At 63.0% G+C, this 14,806-nt stretch carries 15 protein-coding genes; 14 read left to right on the top strand and 1 reads right to left on the bottom strand.

From position 1 onward, the window contains the following. Positions 1-35: 35 nt before the first annotated feature. Positions 36-1,373, bottom strand: coding sequence for a UDP-glucose dehydrogenase family protein (locus tag DGI_RS10160; protein ID WP_021760919.1), 1,338 nt, complete (start codon positions 1,371-1,373; stop codon positions 36-38). A 229-nt stretch (positions 1,374-1,602) separates the two neighbouring features. Between DGI_RS10160 and DGI_RS10155 the strand changes: the two genes are divergently transcribed. From DGI_RS10155 to DGI_RS10095, 14 genes are all read left to right on the top strand, one after another. After that, positions 1,603-2,685, top strand: a complete 1,083-nt coding sequence (locus DGI_RS10155) for a hemolysin family protein (RefSeq protein WP_021760918.1) — start codon at positions 1,603-1,605, stop codon at positions 2,683-2,685. 19 nt (positions 2,686-2,704) lie between these two features. Further along, a complete protein-coding gene (locus DGI_RS10150) occupies positions 2,705-3,127 on the top strand; it encodes a cytochrome c maturation protein CcmE (protein ID WP_021760917.1) in 423 nt (140 codons plus the stop codon). Between the two features lie 258 nt (positions 3,128-3,385). Then, positions 3,386-4,762 (top strand): SPFH domain-containing protein, encoded by a 1,377-nt coding sequence (locus DGI_RS10145; RefSeq protein ID WP_021760915.1) that lies wholly within the window; start codon positions 3,386-3,388, stop codon positions 4,760-4,762. 213 nt (positions 4,763-4,975) lie between these two features. After that, positions 4,976-6,883 (top strand): heme lyase CcmF/NrfE family subunit, encoded by a 1,908-nt coding sequence (locus DGI_RS10140; protein ID WP_021760914.1) that lies wholly within the window; start codon positions 4,976-4,978, stop codon positions 6,881-6,883. After that, a complete protein-coding gene (locus DGI_RS10135; protein ID WP_021760913.1) occupies positions 6,880-7,560 on the top strand; it encodes an ABC transporter ATP-binding protein in 681 nt (226 codons plus the stop codon). The genes DGI_RS10140 and DGI_RS10135 overlap by 4 nt, the downstream gene beginning before the upstream one ends. Further along, the gene (locus DGI_RS10130) at positions 7,554-8,228 is read left to right on the top strand and encodes a heme exporter protein CcmB (RefSeq protein ID WP_021760912.1); all 675 of its coding nucleotides are present in this window, start codon (positions 7,554-7,556) and stop codon (positions 8,226-8,228) included. The genes DGI_RS10135 and DGI_RS10130 overlap by 7 nt, the downstream gene beginning before the upstream one ends. Beyond that, positions 8,225-8,902 (top strand): cytochrome c biogenesis protein, encoded by a 678-nt coding sequence (locus DGI_RS10125; RefSeq protein WP_021760911.1) that lies wholly within the window; start codon positions 8,225-8,227, stop codon positions 8,900-8,902. Before DGI_RS10130 ends, DGI_RS10125 begins: the two co-directional genes overlap by 4 nt. Positions 8,903-8,914: 12 nt before the next feature. After that, positions 8,915-9,058, top strand: a complete 144-nt coding sequence (locus tag DGI_RS18425) for a CcmD family protein (protein WP_021760910.1) — start codon at positions 8,915-8,917, stop codon at positions 9,056-9,058. Then, on the top strand, positions 9,042-9,902 hold the full coding sequence (locus DGI_RS18790) for a tetratricopeptide repeat protein (protein ID WP_158407318.1): 861 nt from the start codon (positions 9,042-9,044) through the stop codon (positions 9,900-9,902). Before DGI_RS18425 ends, DGI_RS18790 begins: the two co-directional genes overlap by 17 nt. A gap of 160 nt (positions 9,903-10,062) precedes the next feature. After that, complete coding sequence (locus tag DGI_RS10115; RefSeq protein WP_021760908.1) at positions 10,063-11,223, top strand: ABC transporter substrate-binding protein; 1,161 nt, start codon at positions 10,063-10,065, stop codon at positions 11,221-11,223. A 125-nt stretch (positions 11,224-11,348) separates the two neighbouring features. After that, on the top strand, positions 11,349-12,236 hold the full coding sequence (locus tag DGI_RS10110; protein WP_021760907.1) for a branched-chain amino acid ABC transporter permease: 888 nt from the start codon (positions 11,349-11,351) through the stop codon (positions 12,234-12,236). A 4-nt stretch (positions 12,237-12,240) separates the two neighbouring features. Then, the gene (locus DGI_RS10105) at positions 12,241-13,269 is read left to right on the top strand and encodes a branched-chain amino acid ABC transporter permease (RefSeq protein ID WP_021760906.1); all 1,029 of its coding nucleotides are present in this window, start codon (positions 12,241-12,243) and stop codon (positions 13,267-13,269) included. Beyond that, positions 13,266-14,078, top strand: a complete 813-nt coding sequence (locus DGI_RS10100; protein WP_021760905.1) for an ABC transporter ATP-binding protein — start codon at positions 13,266-13,268, stop codon at positions 14,076-14,078. The genes DGI_RS10105 and DGI_RS10100 overlap by 4 nt, the downstream gene beginning before the upstream one ends. A 10-nt stretch (positions 14,079-14,088) precedes the next feature. Continuing rightward, positions 14,089-14,796 carry an ABC transporter ATP-binding protein gene (locus tag DGI_RS10095; RefSeq protein WP_021760904.1) on the top strand — a complete coding sequence of 236 codons (708 nt, stop codon included), beginning with the start codon at positions 14,089-14,091 and terminating at the stop codon, positions 14,794-14,796. The last annotated feature ends 10 nt before the right edge of the window (positions 14,797-14,806 follow it).

Genomic DNA, 14,806 nt, shown 5'->3' with positions numbered 1-14,806 from the left:
CCCGCGCCTCAGTCAGACGTTTCAGGCCACCATGGCTACTCTGCCGCCGCACGGCGGCCGATGCAGAAGTAGGCGAAGCCTTCTTCCGCCACCAGGGTGGGCGAGTACAGGTTGCGACCGTCGAAAAGCACGGGCGCGCGCAGCAGTTTCTTGACGCGACGGAAGTCCGGGGTGCGGAACTGGTTCCATTCCGTGACCACGGCCAGGGCATGCGCGCCGTCCAGGGCGGCGTACTGCTCGTCCACCACGTCCAGGCCACCGGCAGTCCACAGCTTACTGACGTTGTCGCCAGCCACGGGATCGAACGCGCGGACGGTCATGCCCTTGCCCACCAGATACTCGACGATTTTCAGGGCCGCGGCCTCGCGGATGTCGTCGGTATTGGCTTTGAAGGCCAGGCCCCAGAGGGCCAGCGTCTTGCCGGCCACGCCGCCCTGGGCCTCGAAGTAGGCTTCTATCTTCCTGGCCAGCACGAGCTTCTGGCGGTCGTTCACGTCATCCACGGACGCCAGCAGCTGCGGCTCGTAGTCGTACTGCCGGGCAGTGTTGATGAGGGCCTTGACGTCCTTGGGAAAACAGGACCCGCCGTAGCCCACGCCAGGGTAGATGAAGGAGTAGCCGATGCGGCTGTCGGAGCCAATGCCCATGCGCACGTCGCGCACGTCTGCGCCCACCTGCTCGCAGATGTTAGCCACTTCGTTGATAAAGCTGATCTTGGTGGCCAGCATGCAGTTGGCGGCGTATTTGGTCATCTCCGCGCTGCGCACACCCATGACGATGCATTTTTCCCGGCTGCGGGCAAAGGGGGCGTACAGGGCCTTCATGAGCTCGGCGGTGCGCACGTTGTCCGTGCCCAGCACCACGCGATCCGGCTTCATGAAGTCGCTCACCGCATCCCCTTCCTTGAGGAATTCGGGATTGGAGACCACGTCGAACTCCAGGGCTGCGCCACGTTTGGCAAGCTCTTCCTGGATCAGCTCGCGCACCTTGTCTGCCGTGCCCACGGGCACCGTGGATTTGTCCACCACGATGGTGTAATCTTCCATATTCTGGCCGATGTCCCGGGCCACCTGATGCACGAAGGAGAGGTCGCAGGAGCCGTCCGGCCGGGAAGGAGTGCCCACGGTGATGAAGGCGAAGAGGGCGTTCTTGAGTCCTTCCTTGATATTGGTCGTGAAGGTCAGCCGCCCTTGCGCGGTGTTGCGCTTCACGAGCTCTTCGAGACCAGGTTCGTAAATGTGGACGTGCCCGGCCTCAAGCATTTTCACCACATCGGGATTCACGTCCACGCAGCAGACATTGTTCCCGGTTTCGGCAAAACAGGCTGCAGAGACAAGCCCCACATAGCCGGTGCCGACGATGCACAGATTCATAGCGTTTCCGCCTTGCACAAAGTAGAAGGAAAAAATGAGGGGTATGACAGGTTGGAGACGCTTTACTACAAATCTCGCCTTCCATCGTCAAGCGACGATTGCATGAAAAATTGGTGCGCACCACTTTCCACATTGCCTTTTCCCCGCCATCCACGTAGAAGGATGCTCGCCATGGACGAAGACCCTCCCCCCTCTCCCCACTCGGACAGTCCCGCTTGTGTGAGCGACCATGCTTGAACTGATTTTGTGTTCGCTGGCCGCCATCTGCATTTCCGCTTGGTGTTCCATGCTGGAGGCCGCGTTCTATTCCGTACCGGCCAGCTACATTGAGCATCTGCGGGCCACTGGCAAGCGCTCCGGCGAACGACTGCACCGGCTGCGGGCTGACATCGACAAGCCCATTTCCGCCATCCTCATCCTGAACACCATTGCCAACACCGCCGGCGCCACCCTGTCCGGGGCCATCGCCAGCCGGGAACTCGGTTCGGAAATGGCCGGCTACTTTGCCGCGCTGTTCACTCTGGTGGTGCTGTTCTTTTCGGAAATCGTCCCCAAGACCATCGGCGTGGCCTATGCCCGCAAGCTGGCCCCACTCATGGCCCGGCCCCTGCAAGGCATCGTGTTCATGCTGTGGCCCTTCATCTGGATCACCAGCACGCTTACACGGGTGGTCAAGCCCAAAAAGTCGCGCTCGGAAATGACCGAAGACGACATCCGGGCCATCGTGGCCCTGACCCGCCGGGCGGGGGTGCTCAAGCCGTATGAAGAGCAGACCATCATGAACCTGCTGCTCATGGATCTGAAGATCGTGAGCGACATCATGACCCCGCGCACCGTGGTGTTCTCCCTCTCCTCCAGCGCCACCGTGGCCGAAGCCAAGCTTTCCCCGGGATTCTGGAACCACTCCCGGGTGCCCGTGTACGCCGGGGAGAACTCGGAAAACGTGGTGGGCATCTGCTACCGGCGCGATGTGCTGACGCTGCTGGCCGAAGACCACTTTGCCGCCACCATCGGCGAAATCATGCGGCCGGCCCGGTTCGTCCTCTCCACCCTCACCCTGGACCGGCTGCTGGCGGAATTCCTGGAATCCCGCGTCCATCTTTTCGTGGTGCTTGATGAATACGGCGGCATGGAAGGCGTGGTGAGCCTGGAAGACGTGGTGGAAGAAATGCTGGGCAAGGAAATCGTGGACGAAACGGACCGCGTGGAAGACCTGCAGGCCCTGGCTCGGACCCGCAAAGAACAGTTGACGAAAGCTCGGGAGAAACTACACAATAAAAATCTCCCTGCGCTGCCGAGCGATCACGGCTAACACACACAGGAAGACGCAGATGACCGCAAAAAAATCCAATGCCAAGGTGTATCTCCTGGCCCTGCTGCTGTTCGTGGGCGGCCTGGGTGCGCTGGTTGCTTCGGGCCTTTCCGAAAACAGCGTCTACTTTTTGAATGTTTCCGAAGCCCTGGCCATGCCTTCAGAAAAGCTGGGCGCCATGCGCATGTTCGGTCAGGTGGATGAGCGGGATCTGAGCGCGCACCAGGGCATGCCCGGCGTGACCTTCCGGCTCATCGACAAGGACGACCCATCCAAGACCCTGATGGTGGACTACAAGGGCGCCGTGCCGGACACCTTCAAGCCCGGTGTGGAAGTGATTGTGGAAGGCGCACTGGACAAGGCCGGCGGGCAGTTCACCGCCTCCACCCTCATCACCAAGTGCCCGTCCAAATACGAAAAAGAGAATCGCCAGGAAGGCTAGGGCACGTTGTTTTTGAAAAGAACTCTCGGGGGAAAACCTTTTGCAANTTTTTCAAAATTAAAATGCTCTAGTCTCTGGCAGATGGCCGCCTCCCGCGCTTCACGCCGCTCCCGCATTCGTGCCGGAGCGGCTTTTTTTTTGCGGCGACGGACGGGCTGTCACCGTACTGTCACTTTCCCTGACTTCCAAGACATGCTATTTTTCGGGTGACAAACTATTGCCCTGGCCATTTTGTGAGCACTTTCACGGAGAACCGCCATGTCCGACGAACTTCCGCCACCCCGTGTGCCCTCCCCGGCGAATCTGCCCAGACTGCCCTACCCTCAAGGCATGCGGCGCATGGGCGCGCTTATTGTGGCCGGGGTCTGCGCCCTGCTGCTCTTTATGGCCTTCGACAACATTATTGAGAATGTGAATGCTGAAAAAATTGTTGTCAATCAACGGTTTTATGTAGGCACTTTGGACTGGTGGACAGACCCGGGCGTGCACTGGCAGCTCTTTGGCAAGGTCACCACGTACCGCCGCTCCACCCAGTTCTGGTTCAGTTCCAGTGCGGACCAAGGCAGTCGGATGGACATGTCCATGCGCACCCGGTTCAACGACGGTGGCCACGCCAATATTTCCGGCTCCGTGCGCTTCGACATGCCTTTGGAACTCGACAAACTCACCAATCTGCACATCAAATACGGGTCGCAAGAAGCCATCGAACAGCAGCTCATCCGCACGGTGATGGAACGCGCAGTGTACATGACCGGCCCCCTCATGAGCAGCCGGGAATCGTACAGCGAAAAGCGCCCGATGTTGCTGACGTACATTGAAGACCAAGCCAAGCACGGCGTGTACAAGACGACGACCACCACCAGATATGTGGAAGATCCAGTCACCGGTGACAAGCGCCAGATCACCGTCTCCGAACCCGTGCTCAACCCCGCGGCTCCCAACGGCATTGCCCGCATGGAAAGCTCGCCCATCGAGGAATACGGCATCAAGCTCTACAATCTGTCCATGAACATGATCGCCTACGACCAGAAGGTGGAGCAGCAGATTACGCAGCAGCAGCAGATCACCATGGACATTCAGACCAAAAAGGCCGAGGCGACCAAGGCAGAGCAGGATGCCATCACCGCCGAGCAGAAAGGCCGGGCCACGGCGGCCGAAGCCCGCTGGAAGCAGGAGGCGGAAAAGGCCATGGCGGTGGTCAAGGGCGAACAGGAAAAGCAGGTGGCCGAGCTGGCTGCGCAAAAAGAATACAATGTCGCCAAGCTGGGTGCCGAACGGGAACTGCAGGTGGCCACCTTGCAAAAGCAGGCCGCGGCGCAGCTGAAGGAAAAGCTCATCATGGAAGGCCAGGGCGAATCCGAAAAGCGCAGACTGATCATGCAGGCGGACAATGCCCTGGAAACGCGTCTCTCGGCCTGGAAAGAAGTGAACCGCCACTATGCCGACGCCATCGCCCGGTACAGCGGCAACTGGGTGCCCCAGGTGCAACTGGGTGCGCAGGCCGGCGGCGGAGCCGCAACCCCGGGGGCGCATCAGCTCATCGACCTGCTCACGGCAAAAACCGCGCGGGATCTGGCCTTGGATCTGGGCATGAGCGCCATGCCGGCCTCGGGCAGTCCGCCCCAGCAACAGTAAGGCAGACTGTTACCATATTTTCATATTCTTCGGGGCGCGAGCATGCCGCCGCGCCCCGACAATCCATCCCCCCGCGGCATGCTTTGCTTCCTCCCCAATTTGCCTTCTGCGCTGTATCCCGCGGTGCAACCCTGTTGCCCGCCGGGGGCTCTTCCCCTTCCGACCGTTTCAGTTTAGGGTGCCGCCTTCCGAAGACACGCAAGGTGGTGATACATGCATCTGCTCGGCTACTGGACGCAGCTGGCTTGCCTGCTGCTGACTCTTGGGCTTTCCGCCTACGCCCTCATCCTGTGCTGGAACAACGACCAGCGCTGCCCGGCATGGCTGGAACGCGGGCACCTCGTCGCGTCTGCCCTGCTCACCCTGGGCGCAGGCGTCATCCTGAACGCCCTGGTGAACAGGGACTATTCTTTCCTGCTGGTGGCGGACTACACAGACAGTGTGCTGCCCCTGTTCTATCGCATCACGGCCTTCTGGGCCGGGCAGGCCGGGTCGCTCTATTTCTGGGCCTGGATGGTGGCCTTGTGCTGCGTGGTGTTTCAGGCCACCACCGCCTACTCGCGGCTCACCCCGTCCACCAAGCTGCATTTCTGGCTGTTCCACCACGGAGTGATGGCCTTCTTCCTGCTGCTGCTCACCAGCTACAGCAACCCCTTCACGGAAGTCATCCCCCCGCCTGCCGACGGCAACGGCCTGAACCCGCTGCTGCAGCATCCGGGGATGATCTTTCATCCGCCCCTGCTGTTCCTGGGCTATGCCGGATTCACCATTCCGGCCTGTCTGGCCCTGGGGCAGACCATGGCCGGCGAGTTCGGCCGTGCCGGTCACTGGACCGTGGTGGGCCGGCCCTATGCCGTGAGCGCCTGGGTCTTCCTGACGGCCGGCATCATCCTGGGCGGCTGGTGGAGCTACATGGAACTGGGCTGGGGCGGCTACTGGGCCTGGGATCCGGTGGAAAACGCCTCCCTGATCCCCTGGTTCGCCGGCACGGCCTTTCTGCATACCGCCATGCTGCAGAGCCGGCGCGGCGTGCTGCCCCGGGCCAATGTATTCCTGGTGGGCCTGACCCTGGTGACCTGCTTTTTCGCCACGTATCTGGTTCGCTCCGGCGTGGTGGAGAGCCTGCACGCCTTCGGCCGGGCACCCATTGGCATCCCGCTGATGTTGTTCATGCTCGCCACCCTGCTGTACCTGCCCGTGGGCATTGCCGCCGGGTATGGCAAGGGCGACGCCCACAGCAAGGAGCTGGCCGGGCTGGGCAGCCGGGAAGGCTTGCTCATCATCGCCGTATGGGCCCTGCTGGCCCTGGGGCTGGTGGTGCTCATGGGCACCATGTGGCCGGTGATCTCCCAGTTGTGGAGCGCCAACACCGTGGGGCTGGACCAGTCCTTCTACAACAAGGTCTGCATGCCGTTTTTCGTGGTCCTGGCGTTGCTGCTGTGCGCCTGCCCCTGGATGTCCTGGCAGGGGGGCGTGAGCAAGATGAAGCATCTGTCCCTGGTGGTGGCCGTGTTCGCAGGGCTGCTGGTGGGCTTGTATCTGGCCGGGTACACCATGCCCGTGCCCCTGGTGGGCGCGGCTGCGGGCGGAGCCTGTCTGCTCTCCCTGCCGCTGTTGCTGATCACGGACAAGGCGGCGCGCGGGCTGCCGGCCTCCCTGGCTGCGCATCTGGTGCACATCGGCCTGGCGCTGATGGTGGTGGGCGTGGCCATCTCCGGCCCCTACCAGCAGGAACGTCAGGTGGTGCTCAAGCCTGGGGAGGCAACAGAAGTGGCCGGCTTCTCCTTCCAGTATGAGGGATTGCGCGAATACCGCACCTCTCGTCTGGCCGGCCTGGAGGCCACCATCCATGTGACCAAAAACGGTGCCCCCGTGGGCACGTTGCACCCGGAACGCCGTATCTACCAGAAGTTCTCCAACGCCTTTGCCGAGGCCAGCACCATCTTCTCCCTGGGCACGGAAGTGTACGCCACCCTGCTGGGTGCGCAGGAGGATCATACGGCATCCTTCACCCTGAGCACGCACCCCCTGGTGAACTGGCTGTGGGTGGGTGGAACCATTATGTGCATTGCGCCGTTCTGGGGCATCTTCCGCAGAAAACGCGGCGGAGAACAGGCGTGACGCAGGCCCCGCGCCACTCGGGCCAGCTTGCCGCCGCCAAGGGGCTGGGCAAGTTCTACGGGCCGCGCCTCGTCTTCAAGGACGTGCAGTTCACCCTGCACGCCGGCGAATGCCTGTTGCTTGCCGGCCCCAATGGCGCCGGCAAGTCCACCCTGCTCAAGATCCTGGCCGGCCTGACCCCGGCGGATGCCGGCGTCTGCGACCTGACCGTGGGGCATGACCGCCTGGGATTTCTGGGCCATGTCACCTGCATTTATCCGCAGATGAGTGGCCTGGAGAACCTGCGCTTCTGGGCCAGGGTGCACGGGCTTTCCCTGGATGACGAGGTCCTGCGCGCCCGGCTGGCAGCGGTGAACCTTGCGGATGCAGCCGACGACCGCGCCGGCGCATATTCCCGCGGCATGGCCCAGCGGCTGAATCTGGCCCGGGTGTTCCTGAACGAGCCGGATCTCCTGCTGCTGGACGAGCCCGGCACCGGGCTGGATGTGGCCTCTTCCGCAATGCTGACCCGGTCCATCCGGCAGGCCCGGGAACGCGGGGCCGGGGTCATCTGGATCAGTCATCATCTGGAACGGGATCTGCCCGAGGCCAATGCCGTGCTGGCCCTTTCCGGCCGGGGCGCGCCGGCCTATCACGGCCCTGCGGCCGGCTACACTCCGGAGGCCTGCACGTGCTGAGGGCGGCGCTCGTCATCGCGCACAAGGATCTGCGGCTGCTGGCCGGCCGGTCCAGCGGGCTGGTGCAGGCCATCCTGCTGGGATTGGTGTTGCTGTTCCTGTTCAGCCTCTCGCAAGCGCCAGGGCAGCGGCTGCCGGCCCAGAGCGCGGCGGCGGTGTTCTGGATGGCGTCCTTGTTCTGCGAAATCCTGGTGGTCAACGCCTTGTTTTTTGTGGAGGAAGTCCAGGGCGCACGGCTGGCGCTGGCCCTTTCTCCCATGCCGTTGCAGGCGGTCTGGCTGGGCAAGGTCCTGGCCAGTCTGGTGCTGCTGCTGCTGGCGCAGTGCCTGTTCCTGCCGGCCAGCGTGGCGTTTCTGGGGCAATCCTTCAGCGGCGATGTACTGCCGGCCCTGGCCATGGTGCTCCTGGCGGATTGGGGTCTGGTCGCCCTGGGCGCGCTGCTGGGGGCGCTTTCCCAGGGGCAGGCGGCGCGGGAGTCGTTGCTGTCTGTGGTGCTGTTTCCCCTGCTGCTGCCTCTGCTGCTGGCGGCGGTGCGCGGGATGACCCAGGCCCTGGGTGGCCCGCCCGAATCGCTGGACAACTGGTTTTTGACTGCCGGCGCTTTTGATCTCATGTTCACGGCGGCGGCACTTTTTCTTTTTCCTTTTGTCTATGGAGGGGATGCATGACCCTGCCCATTCCCTTGCTGGCGACGCTGGCCGGCCTGGCCATGGCCGCCTCGCAGTGGCTCATCTGGGTGTACGCGCCCGTGGAGGCCACGCTAGGCCCGGTGCAGAAGATCTTCTATCTGCACCTGCCCCTGGCATGGTGGTCCCTGCTGAGCTTCGGGGTCACCTTTGTGGCCAGCGCCTTGTATCTGCTAAAGAAAAACCTCCGCTTCGACCTGCTGGCCGGGGCGGCGGCAGAAATTGGCGTGCTCTTTAGCAGTCTGGCGCTCATCACCGGCTCCATCTGGGGTCGGGTGTCGTGGAATGTCTGGTGGACGTGGGATCCGCGGCTGACCACCACCCTGGTGATGTGGTTCATCTACGCCGCCTATCTGCTGGTCCGCGGTCTGGAAATGCCGCGCGAACGCAAGGCCACGGTGGCGGCCGTGCTGGGGGTGGTGGCGTTTCTGGATGTGCCGCTGGTGTTCTGGTCCGCCCGGTTGTGGCGTTCCGTACACCCGGCCGTCTTCGCCTCCAAGGGGGGTGGGCTCACGGGCGAGATGGCCACCACGGTCATCGCCTGCGTGGGGGCGTGGTTTTTTGTCTGGATCTGCCTGCTGCTCATCCGGCGGCGGCAGCTTCTGCAGCAGGAACGGCTGCTCGGCCTGCAGCAAACCTTGAGCGCAAGCAATTAAGGAAATACTCGTATGGATGTCCAAACCGCCCTCATGGCCGCCAATGCCCTGGTCTGGCTTGGCGTGGCCGGGTACATCGTCTTTCTGGCCGGCCGGCAGCGCCTGTTGTCCCAACGTATTGATCGCCTGGAGCATCTGCATGGCCCGGAAAAATAAGTCCAAAAAACACGCTGTTCCGCACCAGGCTGCCCCGGTCGCACCGGCGGCGTCCACCACTCCCGGGGCTCCCGCGTCGCCCGTGGTCGTTTCGCCCATGCGGGTGCTGGCCCTGGGGGGCATGGGCCTGTTCATCATCGCCGTGTTTCTGTGGTCCTTCATTTCCCGCATGTCCAGCGACACCCGTTTCGAGGACCGGCGGCCCAAAATGGGCCAGATGGGTGGCCAGGCAGGCGGCATGCCCATGCCCGAGGGGATAAGCGAATCCATGCCCCCGGCCATGGCCGAAGCCATGCAAAAACAGCGGGCCAGCCAGGAGGGACAGCAAACGCCTCAGGGCATGCCCGGCCAGGCCATGGCCGGCATGGACGCCGACGGCATGAACCGCGTGGGCGCCATGATGCGCCAGATGCAGGGCGATCCCAACAACGCCACCGTGCTGGCCATGCTGGCAGACGAGTTCATGCATATGCAGGACTGGGAAGCCGCCGTGAGCTTCCTGAACAGGGCCCTGGTGGCAGAGCCGGCCAATGCTCGCGTGATGGGTCTGTTGGGCATCAGCCACTTCAACATGAAAGAATACGACGCCGCGGTGCAATACTTCGAAAGCCTGCTGGCCGTGGAGCCGGACAACGCCGGGGCGCATTACAACCTGGGCATGATTTATACGCGGTTCCTGAACCGGCCCGAAGAAGGCCGCCGCAGGCTGGAAGCCATGCTGCTGTTGCCCACGGTCACCGACCCCCTGCGCCGCGAAGCCACGGCCCTGCTGGAAGCAGCACCACCGGCCGCCGCCTCCCCGGCAGACAACGCCAGCGGCACGGGCAACGCCAGCAGCTCGTGAAAAATCCCACCCGCAGGCTTCGTATTGACGAGAACAAGGGCGCGTGGCATGAAAAAATCTTCACGCCACAGGGCACGCTTGAAACAACTTGTCCACGGGCCGCATGGTGCGGATTCGTGAGTTGAGGTTCAGCCATTCACCCCTTTGCTGAGGAGGACGTATGCGTTCGTTGAAACTGGCACGTCTTGCCGTGCTTGCGTCGTTCCTGATTTTGGGCGCCGCCGGCGCCGCCGCTGCGGCGGACACCATCAAAATCGCCGTACCTTCCCCCTTCACCGGCGCTGCTGCCGGCTACGGCGACAACGTGAAAGCCGGCGTGGAACTGAAGCTGGCCGAAATCAACGCCGCTGGCGGGATCAACGGCAAGCAGGTGGTGGCCGAATTCCTCGACGAGCAGTGCGATCCCAAGGAAGCCGCCACCGTGGCCGCCAAGATCGTGCAGGACGACGCCATTGTCGGCGTCGTGGGCCATCTGTGCTCCTCCGCCCATCTGGCCGCCCTGCCCAACTACGTGAAGAAGGGCATCGTCGCCGTCTCCCCCACTGCCACCAACGTGACCATTTCTGAAAAGAACAAGGACAAAGCCGGCAAGGCCTGGAGCTACCGCGTGGTATACCGCGACGACTTCCAGGGCGCGTTCCTCGCTCGCTATGCCTCCCAGGTGCTGGGCCTGAAGGCCATTGCCGTGTTCTATGAGAACAACGACTACGGCATCGGTCTCAAGGAAGCCTTTGTGAAGGAAGCCAAGAAGATCGGTCTCGCCGTGGTGGGCGAGGAAGGCTACATGAAGGGCGCGTCCGACTTCACGCCCCAGCTCACCTCCCTCAAGAGCAAGAATCCCGACGGTCTGTTCATCTCCGGCTACTACAACGAAGGCGCCCTCATCGCCACTCAGGCCAAAAAGCTGGGCATGAACGTGGCCAAGTTCGGCGCGGACGGGCTGGACAACGCCGACTACATCAAGCTCGCCGCCGACGCCGCTGAAAACACCTACATGACCGTGCCCTTCCTGGCCGAAGCCGCCAGCGCCGACGCCCAGGCCTTCCTCAAGAAGTTCGCCGACACCTACAAGCGTGAATCCGACTGGATGAGCGCCAATGCCTTCGACGCCACCGGCGTGGTGCTGGAAGCCGTGAAGGCGGCCGGCATGGATCGCGCCAAGGTGCGCGACGCCATTGCCGCCATGAACAGCCCCGAAACCGGTTTCAAGGGCATCACCGGCAACACCTACTTCGACGCCAACGGCGACTGCCTGAAGAACGCCTTCGTCAAGGTGGTCAAGGGTGGCACCTTCGTGCCTGCAGACAAGCAAATGGAATAACGGGGCCCGGCTTCCACAAGCAAGAGCCTCACGGAGACAGGCTGGGCCGACGCATCGGGTCCAGCCTGTTTCCATTCAAGGCTGCAGCGCTGCGTTCATCACCCTCAACCTCCCAGGCGGTCGCCGTGCTAGAGCAACAACTCGTCAACGGGCTGACTCTCGGGGTCATCTACGCCCTCATCGCCGTCGGCTACACCATGGTGTACGGCGTCATCGAACTCATCAACTTCGCACACGGCGAAGTGTACATGATCGGGGCGTTCTTGTGCGTGACCTTCATCACGGCTGTGGGCCTTCCGTTCTACGTGTCCATGCTGCTGGCCATGATCTGCGCCGCAGCCATCGGAGTCTCCATTGATCGCATCGCCTACCGGCCCTTGCGAAGTTCGCCCAGGCTGGCGGTGCTCATCACCGCCATCGGGATGTCCATTTTTCTGCAGAACCTGGCCATGATCATCTGGGGGAGCCGGCCGGTGCCCTTCCCGCAGGATGCCGTGCCCGCGTACCTGAAGCTCACGGCCATTGAATTCAGCGGCGTGCACCTTTCCTGGCTGCAATTGTTCATCTTTGCGGTGACCTTCAGCATGATGCTGCTGTTGTACGTGATCATCAACCACACCCGCATGGGCACGGCCATGCGCGCCCTGGCCCAGAACCGGACCTGCAGCCAGCTCATGGGCGTGAACGTGAACCGCGTCATTGCGTTCACCTTTGCCCTGGGGTCTTCCATGGGCGCAGTGGCCGGGGTGCTGGTTGCCGTGTATTACAACACCCTCTCCCCCACCATGGGCTACGTGGCCGGGGTGAAGGCCTTTGCCGCGGCCGTGCTGGGCGGCATTGGCTCCGTGCCGGGAGCCATGCTGGGAGGCATCGTGCTGGGCATTGCCGAGGCCCTGGGGGCGGGCTACGTCTCGTCCCTGTATCGCGACGGCGTGGCCTATGCCGTGCTCATCGCGGTCATCATCTTCCGCCCTTCCGGCTTGCTGGGCAAAGCCCTGGTGGAGAAGGCGTAAGACCATGCCCAAAAAATTCATCCTCCCTCTCTTTCTGGCAGTGGCCCTGGCCTTTCCCCTGCTGCCCATGTCCAACGATTACGTGCTCCATGTCGTCACGCTGGTGGTGGTGTACATGGTGCTGGCCATGGGCCTGAACGTGCTGCCCGGGTTCTGCGGCCTGCTGGATCTGGGCTTCGTGGGCTTTTACGGCGTGGGCGCATACACCGCCGGTCTGCTCACGGTGCACTATGGTGTGAGCCTGTGGATCATGGTCCCGGCGGCGGTGCTCAACGGCGCGCTGTGGGGCGTGGTGCTGGGCGTGCCAACCCTCAGGCTTTCAGGCGATTATTTCGCCATCGTCACCTTCGGGTTCGCCGAGCTGGTGGTGCTGTTCCTGACCAACGAAATCTGGCTCACCCGCGGTCCCCTGGGGCTGCCGGGCATCGATCCCGTGAGCGTGGACCTCTCCTTCCTCAATCCGGCCTGGATCTACGAGTTCGAGGGCGAGCGGCCGTACTTCTATCTGGGGCTGGCCATGCTGGTCCTGGTGTACCTGACCATGCGCCGGCTGGAGGACTCCCGCCTGGGCCGGGCTTGGCTGGCCATCCGGGAAGATCAGCTCGCGGCGGCCAGCTGCGGGGTGAACATCTACGCGTACAAGATCATCGCCTTCGGCATTTCCGCCGGGGTGGGCGCGCTGGCCGGCTGCTTCTTTGCCCGCTGGACGCTCTTCCTTTCGCCAGATATGTTCAAGTTCTGGGAATCCTTCCTCATCCTGTGCATGGTGGTCCTGGGAGGCCTGGGGAACATCCACGGCGCCATGGTGGGCGCGGCCATCCTCATCGCCCTGGGCGAGGTGCTGCGCGTGGTGCTGCCGGAACTGGGCCTGCCCAACGAAGCCCGCTTTCTGGTGTACGGATTGATCATGATCTGTATCATGCGTTTCAAACCCAAAGGCTTTTTCCCGAAAATCGCCGCCGCCGGCGAGTCCAATCCCCTGATCAAGCGCCTGCGCGCCCAGCTCGAACAGCACGGAGGAACCGCCCGATGACCGCCCCCGCTCCGCTTCTGAAAGTAGATCAGGTCTACAAGCGCTTCGGCGGTCTGATGGCCCTGACCGACGTCAGCTTCGATATCATGCCCGGCAAGATCCAAGGGCTCATCGGTCCCAACGGCGCAGGCAAGACCACCCTCTTCAACTGCATCACCGGCGTGTACAAACCCACGCAGGGCGACATCACCCTCATGCCGCCGGCGAAAAATGGCGCACCCGCCGAGTCCCTGCACATCAACGGCAAAAAACCGGACAAGGTGGTGGCCCTGGGCATTGCCCGGACCTTCCAGAACATCCGCCTGTTCTCCTCCCTCACCGTACTGGACAACGTGCGCATCGGCCGCCATTGCCGCACGGCCTCCAATCTGGTGGGCGCGGTGCTGCGCCTGGGCGGGCAGCGGTGTGAGGAAGCAGCCATCATCGACGCCAGCATGAAATGGCTGAAATTCGTAGGCCTGGAGCGCCACGCCCTGGCCCCGGCCTCTTCCCTCTCCTACGGCGACCAGCGCCGCCTGGAAATCGCCCGGGCCCTGGCCACGGAGCCGGCCCTGCTGCTCCTGGACGAGCCCGCCGCCGGCATGAACCCACGCGAAACCGCGGACCTGGATCATTTGATCCACGCCATCCTCGACGAAGGCGTCACCGTGCTGCTCATTGAACACGACATGAAACTGGTGATGAAAATCTGCGAGCAACTCATCGTGCTGGACCACGGCGAACGCATCGCCTACGGCCCGCCCGCCGTCATCAAGGACGACCCCAAGGTCGTGGAGGCCTACCTGGGCCGGGGGGCCGCCCATGCCTAACGCCGCACCCATGCTCAAACTCGACGGCATCCATACCTTCTACGGCAGCATCCATGCCCTGAAAGGCGTCTCCCTGGAGGTGAACCAGGGGGAAATCGTCACCCTCATCGGGGCCAACGGCGCCGGCAAGTCCACCACCCTGATGACCCTGTGCGGCGTCATCCGGCCCAAGCAAGGCACGGTGACCTTCAACGGGCAGGATATCACCCGGGTCTCCACCGAAAAAATCGTCAAACTCGGCGTCACCCAGGTCCCCGAAGGACGCATGATCTTCCCCCGCCTCACGGTCATCGAGAACCTGCGCATGGGGGCCTACCTGCGCCGCGACCCGGACGGCGTGAAGGCCGACGAAGAAAAAGTCTTTGGCCTCTTTCCCCGGCTGAAGGAACGCCGCGGCCAGTACGGCGGCACCCTTTCCGGCGGCGAGCAGCAGATGCTGGCCATCGGCCGGGCCATTATGGCCCGCCCTTCCCTGCTTCTGCTGGACGAACCCTCCCTGGGCCTGGCGCCCATTGTGGTGGAAAATATCTTCGACGTCATCGTCAACATCAACAAGGCCGGCACCACGGTGCTGCTGGTGGAGCAGAACGCCCAGATGGCCCTGCATATTGCCCACCGCGGCTACGTGCTGACCACCGGCGAGGTGCACCTCACGGGCACCTCCAAAGAATTGCTGGAAAATCCCCAGGTCCGCGCCGCCTACCTGGGGCTGGAATAACCTTGCGCTA

It is taken from the genome of Megalodesulfovibrio gigas DSM 1382 = ATCC 19364, assembly GCF_000468495.1.
Classification (GTDB): domain Bacteria; phylum Desulfobacterota; class Desulfovibrionia; order Desulfovibrionales; family Desulfovibrionaceae; genus Megalodesulfovibrio; species Megalodesulfovibrio gigas.
This window is presented reverse-complemented; position numbering and strand designations above follow the sequence as displayed.

What these genes read in the sequence shown, in the direction of transcription:
- DGI_RS10160 (WP_021760919.1), bottom strand. Translation starts at nt 1,373, where the DNA reads ATGAATCTGTGCATCGTCGGCACCGGCTATGTGGGGCTTGTCTCTGCA.
- DGI_RS10155 (WP_021760918.1), top strand. Translation starts at nt 1,603, where the DNA reads ATGCTTGAACTGATTTTGTGTTCGCTGGCCGCCATCTGCATTTCCGCT.
- DGI_RS10150 (WP_021760917.1), top strand. Translation starts at nt 2,705, where the DNA reads ATGACCGCAAAAAAATCCAATGCCAAGGTGTATCTCCTGGCCCTGCTG.
- DGI_RS10145 (WP_021760915.1), top strand. Translation starts at nt 3,386, where the DNA reads ATGTCCGACGAACTTCCGCCACCCCGTGTGCCCTCCCCGGCGAATCTG.
- DGI_RS10140 (WP_021760914.1), top strand. Translation starts at nt 4,976, where the DNA reads ATGCATCTGCTCGGCTACTGGACGCAGCTGGCTTGCCTGCTGCTGACT.
- DGI_RS10125 (WP_021760911.1), top strand. Translation starts at nt 8,225, where the DNA reads ATGACCCTGCCCATTCCCTTGCTGGCGACGCTGGCCGGCCTGGCCATG.
- DGI_RS18425 (WP_021760910.1), top strand. Translation starts at nt 8,915, where the DNA reads ATGGATGTCCAAACCGCCCTCATGGCCGCCAATGCCCTGGTCTGGCTT.
- DGI_RS18790 (WP_158407318.1), top strand. Translation starts at nt 9,042, where the DNA reads ATGGCCCGGAAAAATAAGTCCAAAAAACACGCTGTTCCGCACCAGGCT.
- DGI_RS10115 (WP_021760908.1), top strand. Translation starts at nt 10,063, where the DNA reads ATGCGTTCGTTGAAACTGGCACGTCTTGCCGTGCTTGCGTCGTTCCTG.
- DGI_RS10105 (WP_021760906.1), top strand. Translation starts at nt 12,241, where the DNA reads ATGCCCAAAAAATTCATCCTCCCTCTCTTTCTGGCAGTGGCCCTGGCC.
- DGI_RS10100 (WP_021760905.1), top strand. Translation starts at nt 13,266, where the DNA reads ATGACCGCCCCCGCTCCGCTTCTGAAAGTAGATCAGGTCTACAAGCGC.
- DGI_RS10095 (WP_021760904.1), top strand. Translation starts at nt 14,089, where the DNA reads ATGCTCAAACTCGACGGCATCCATACCTTCTACGGCAGCATCCATGCC.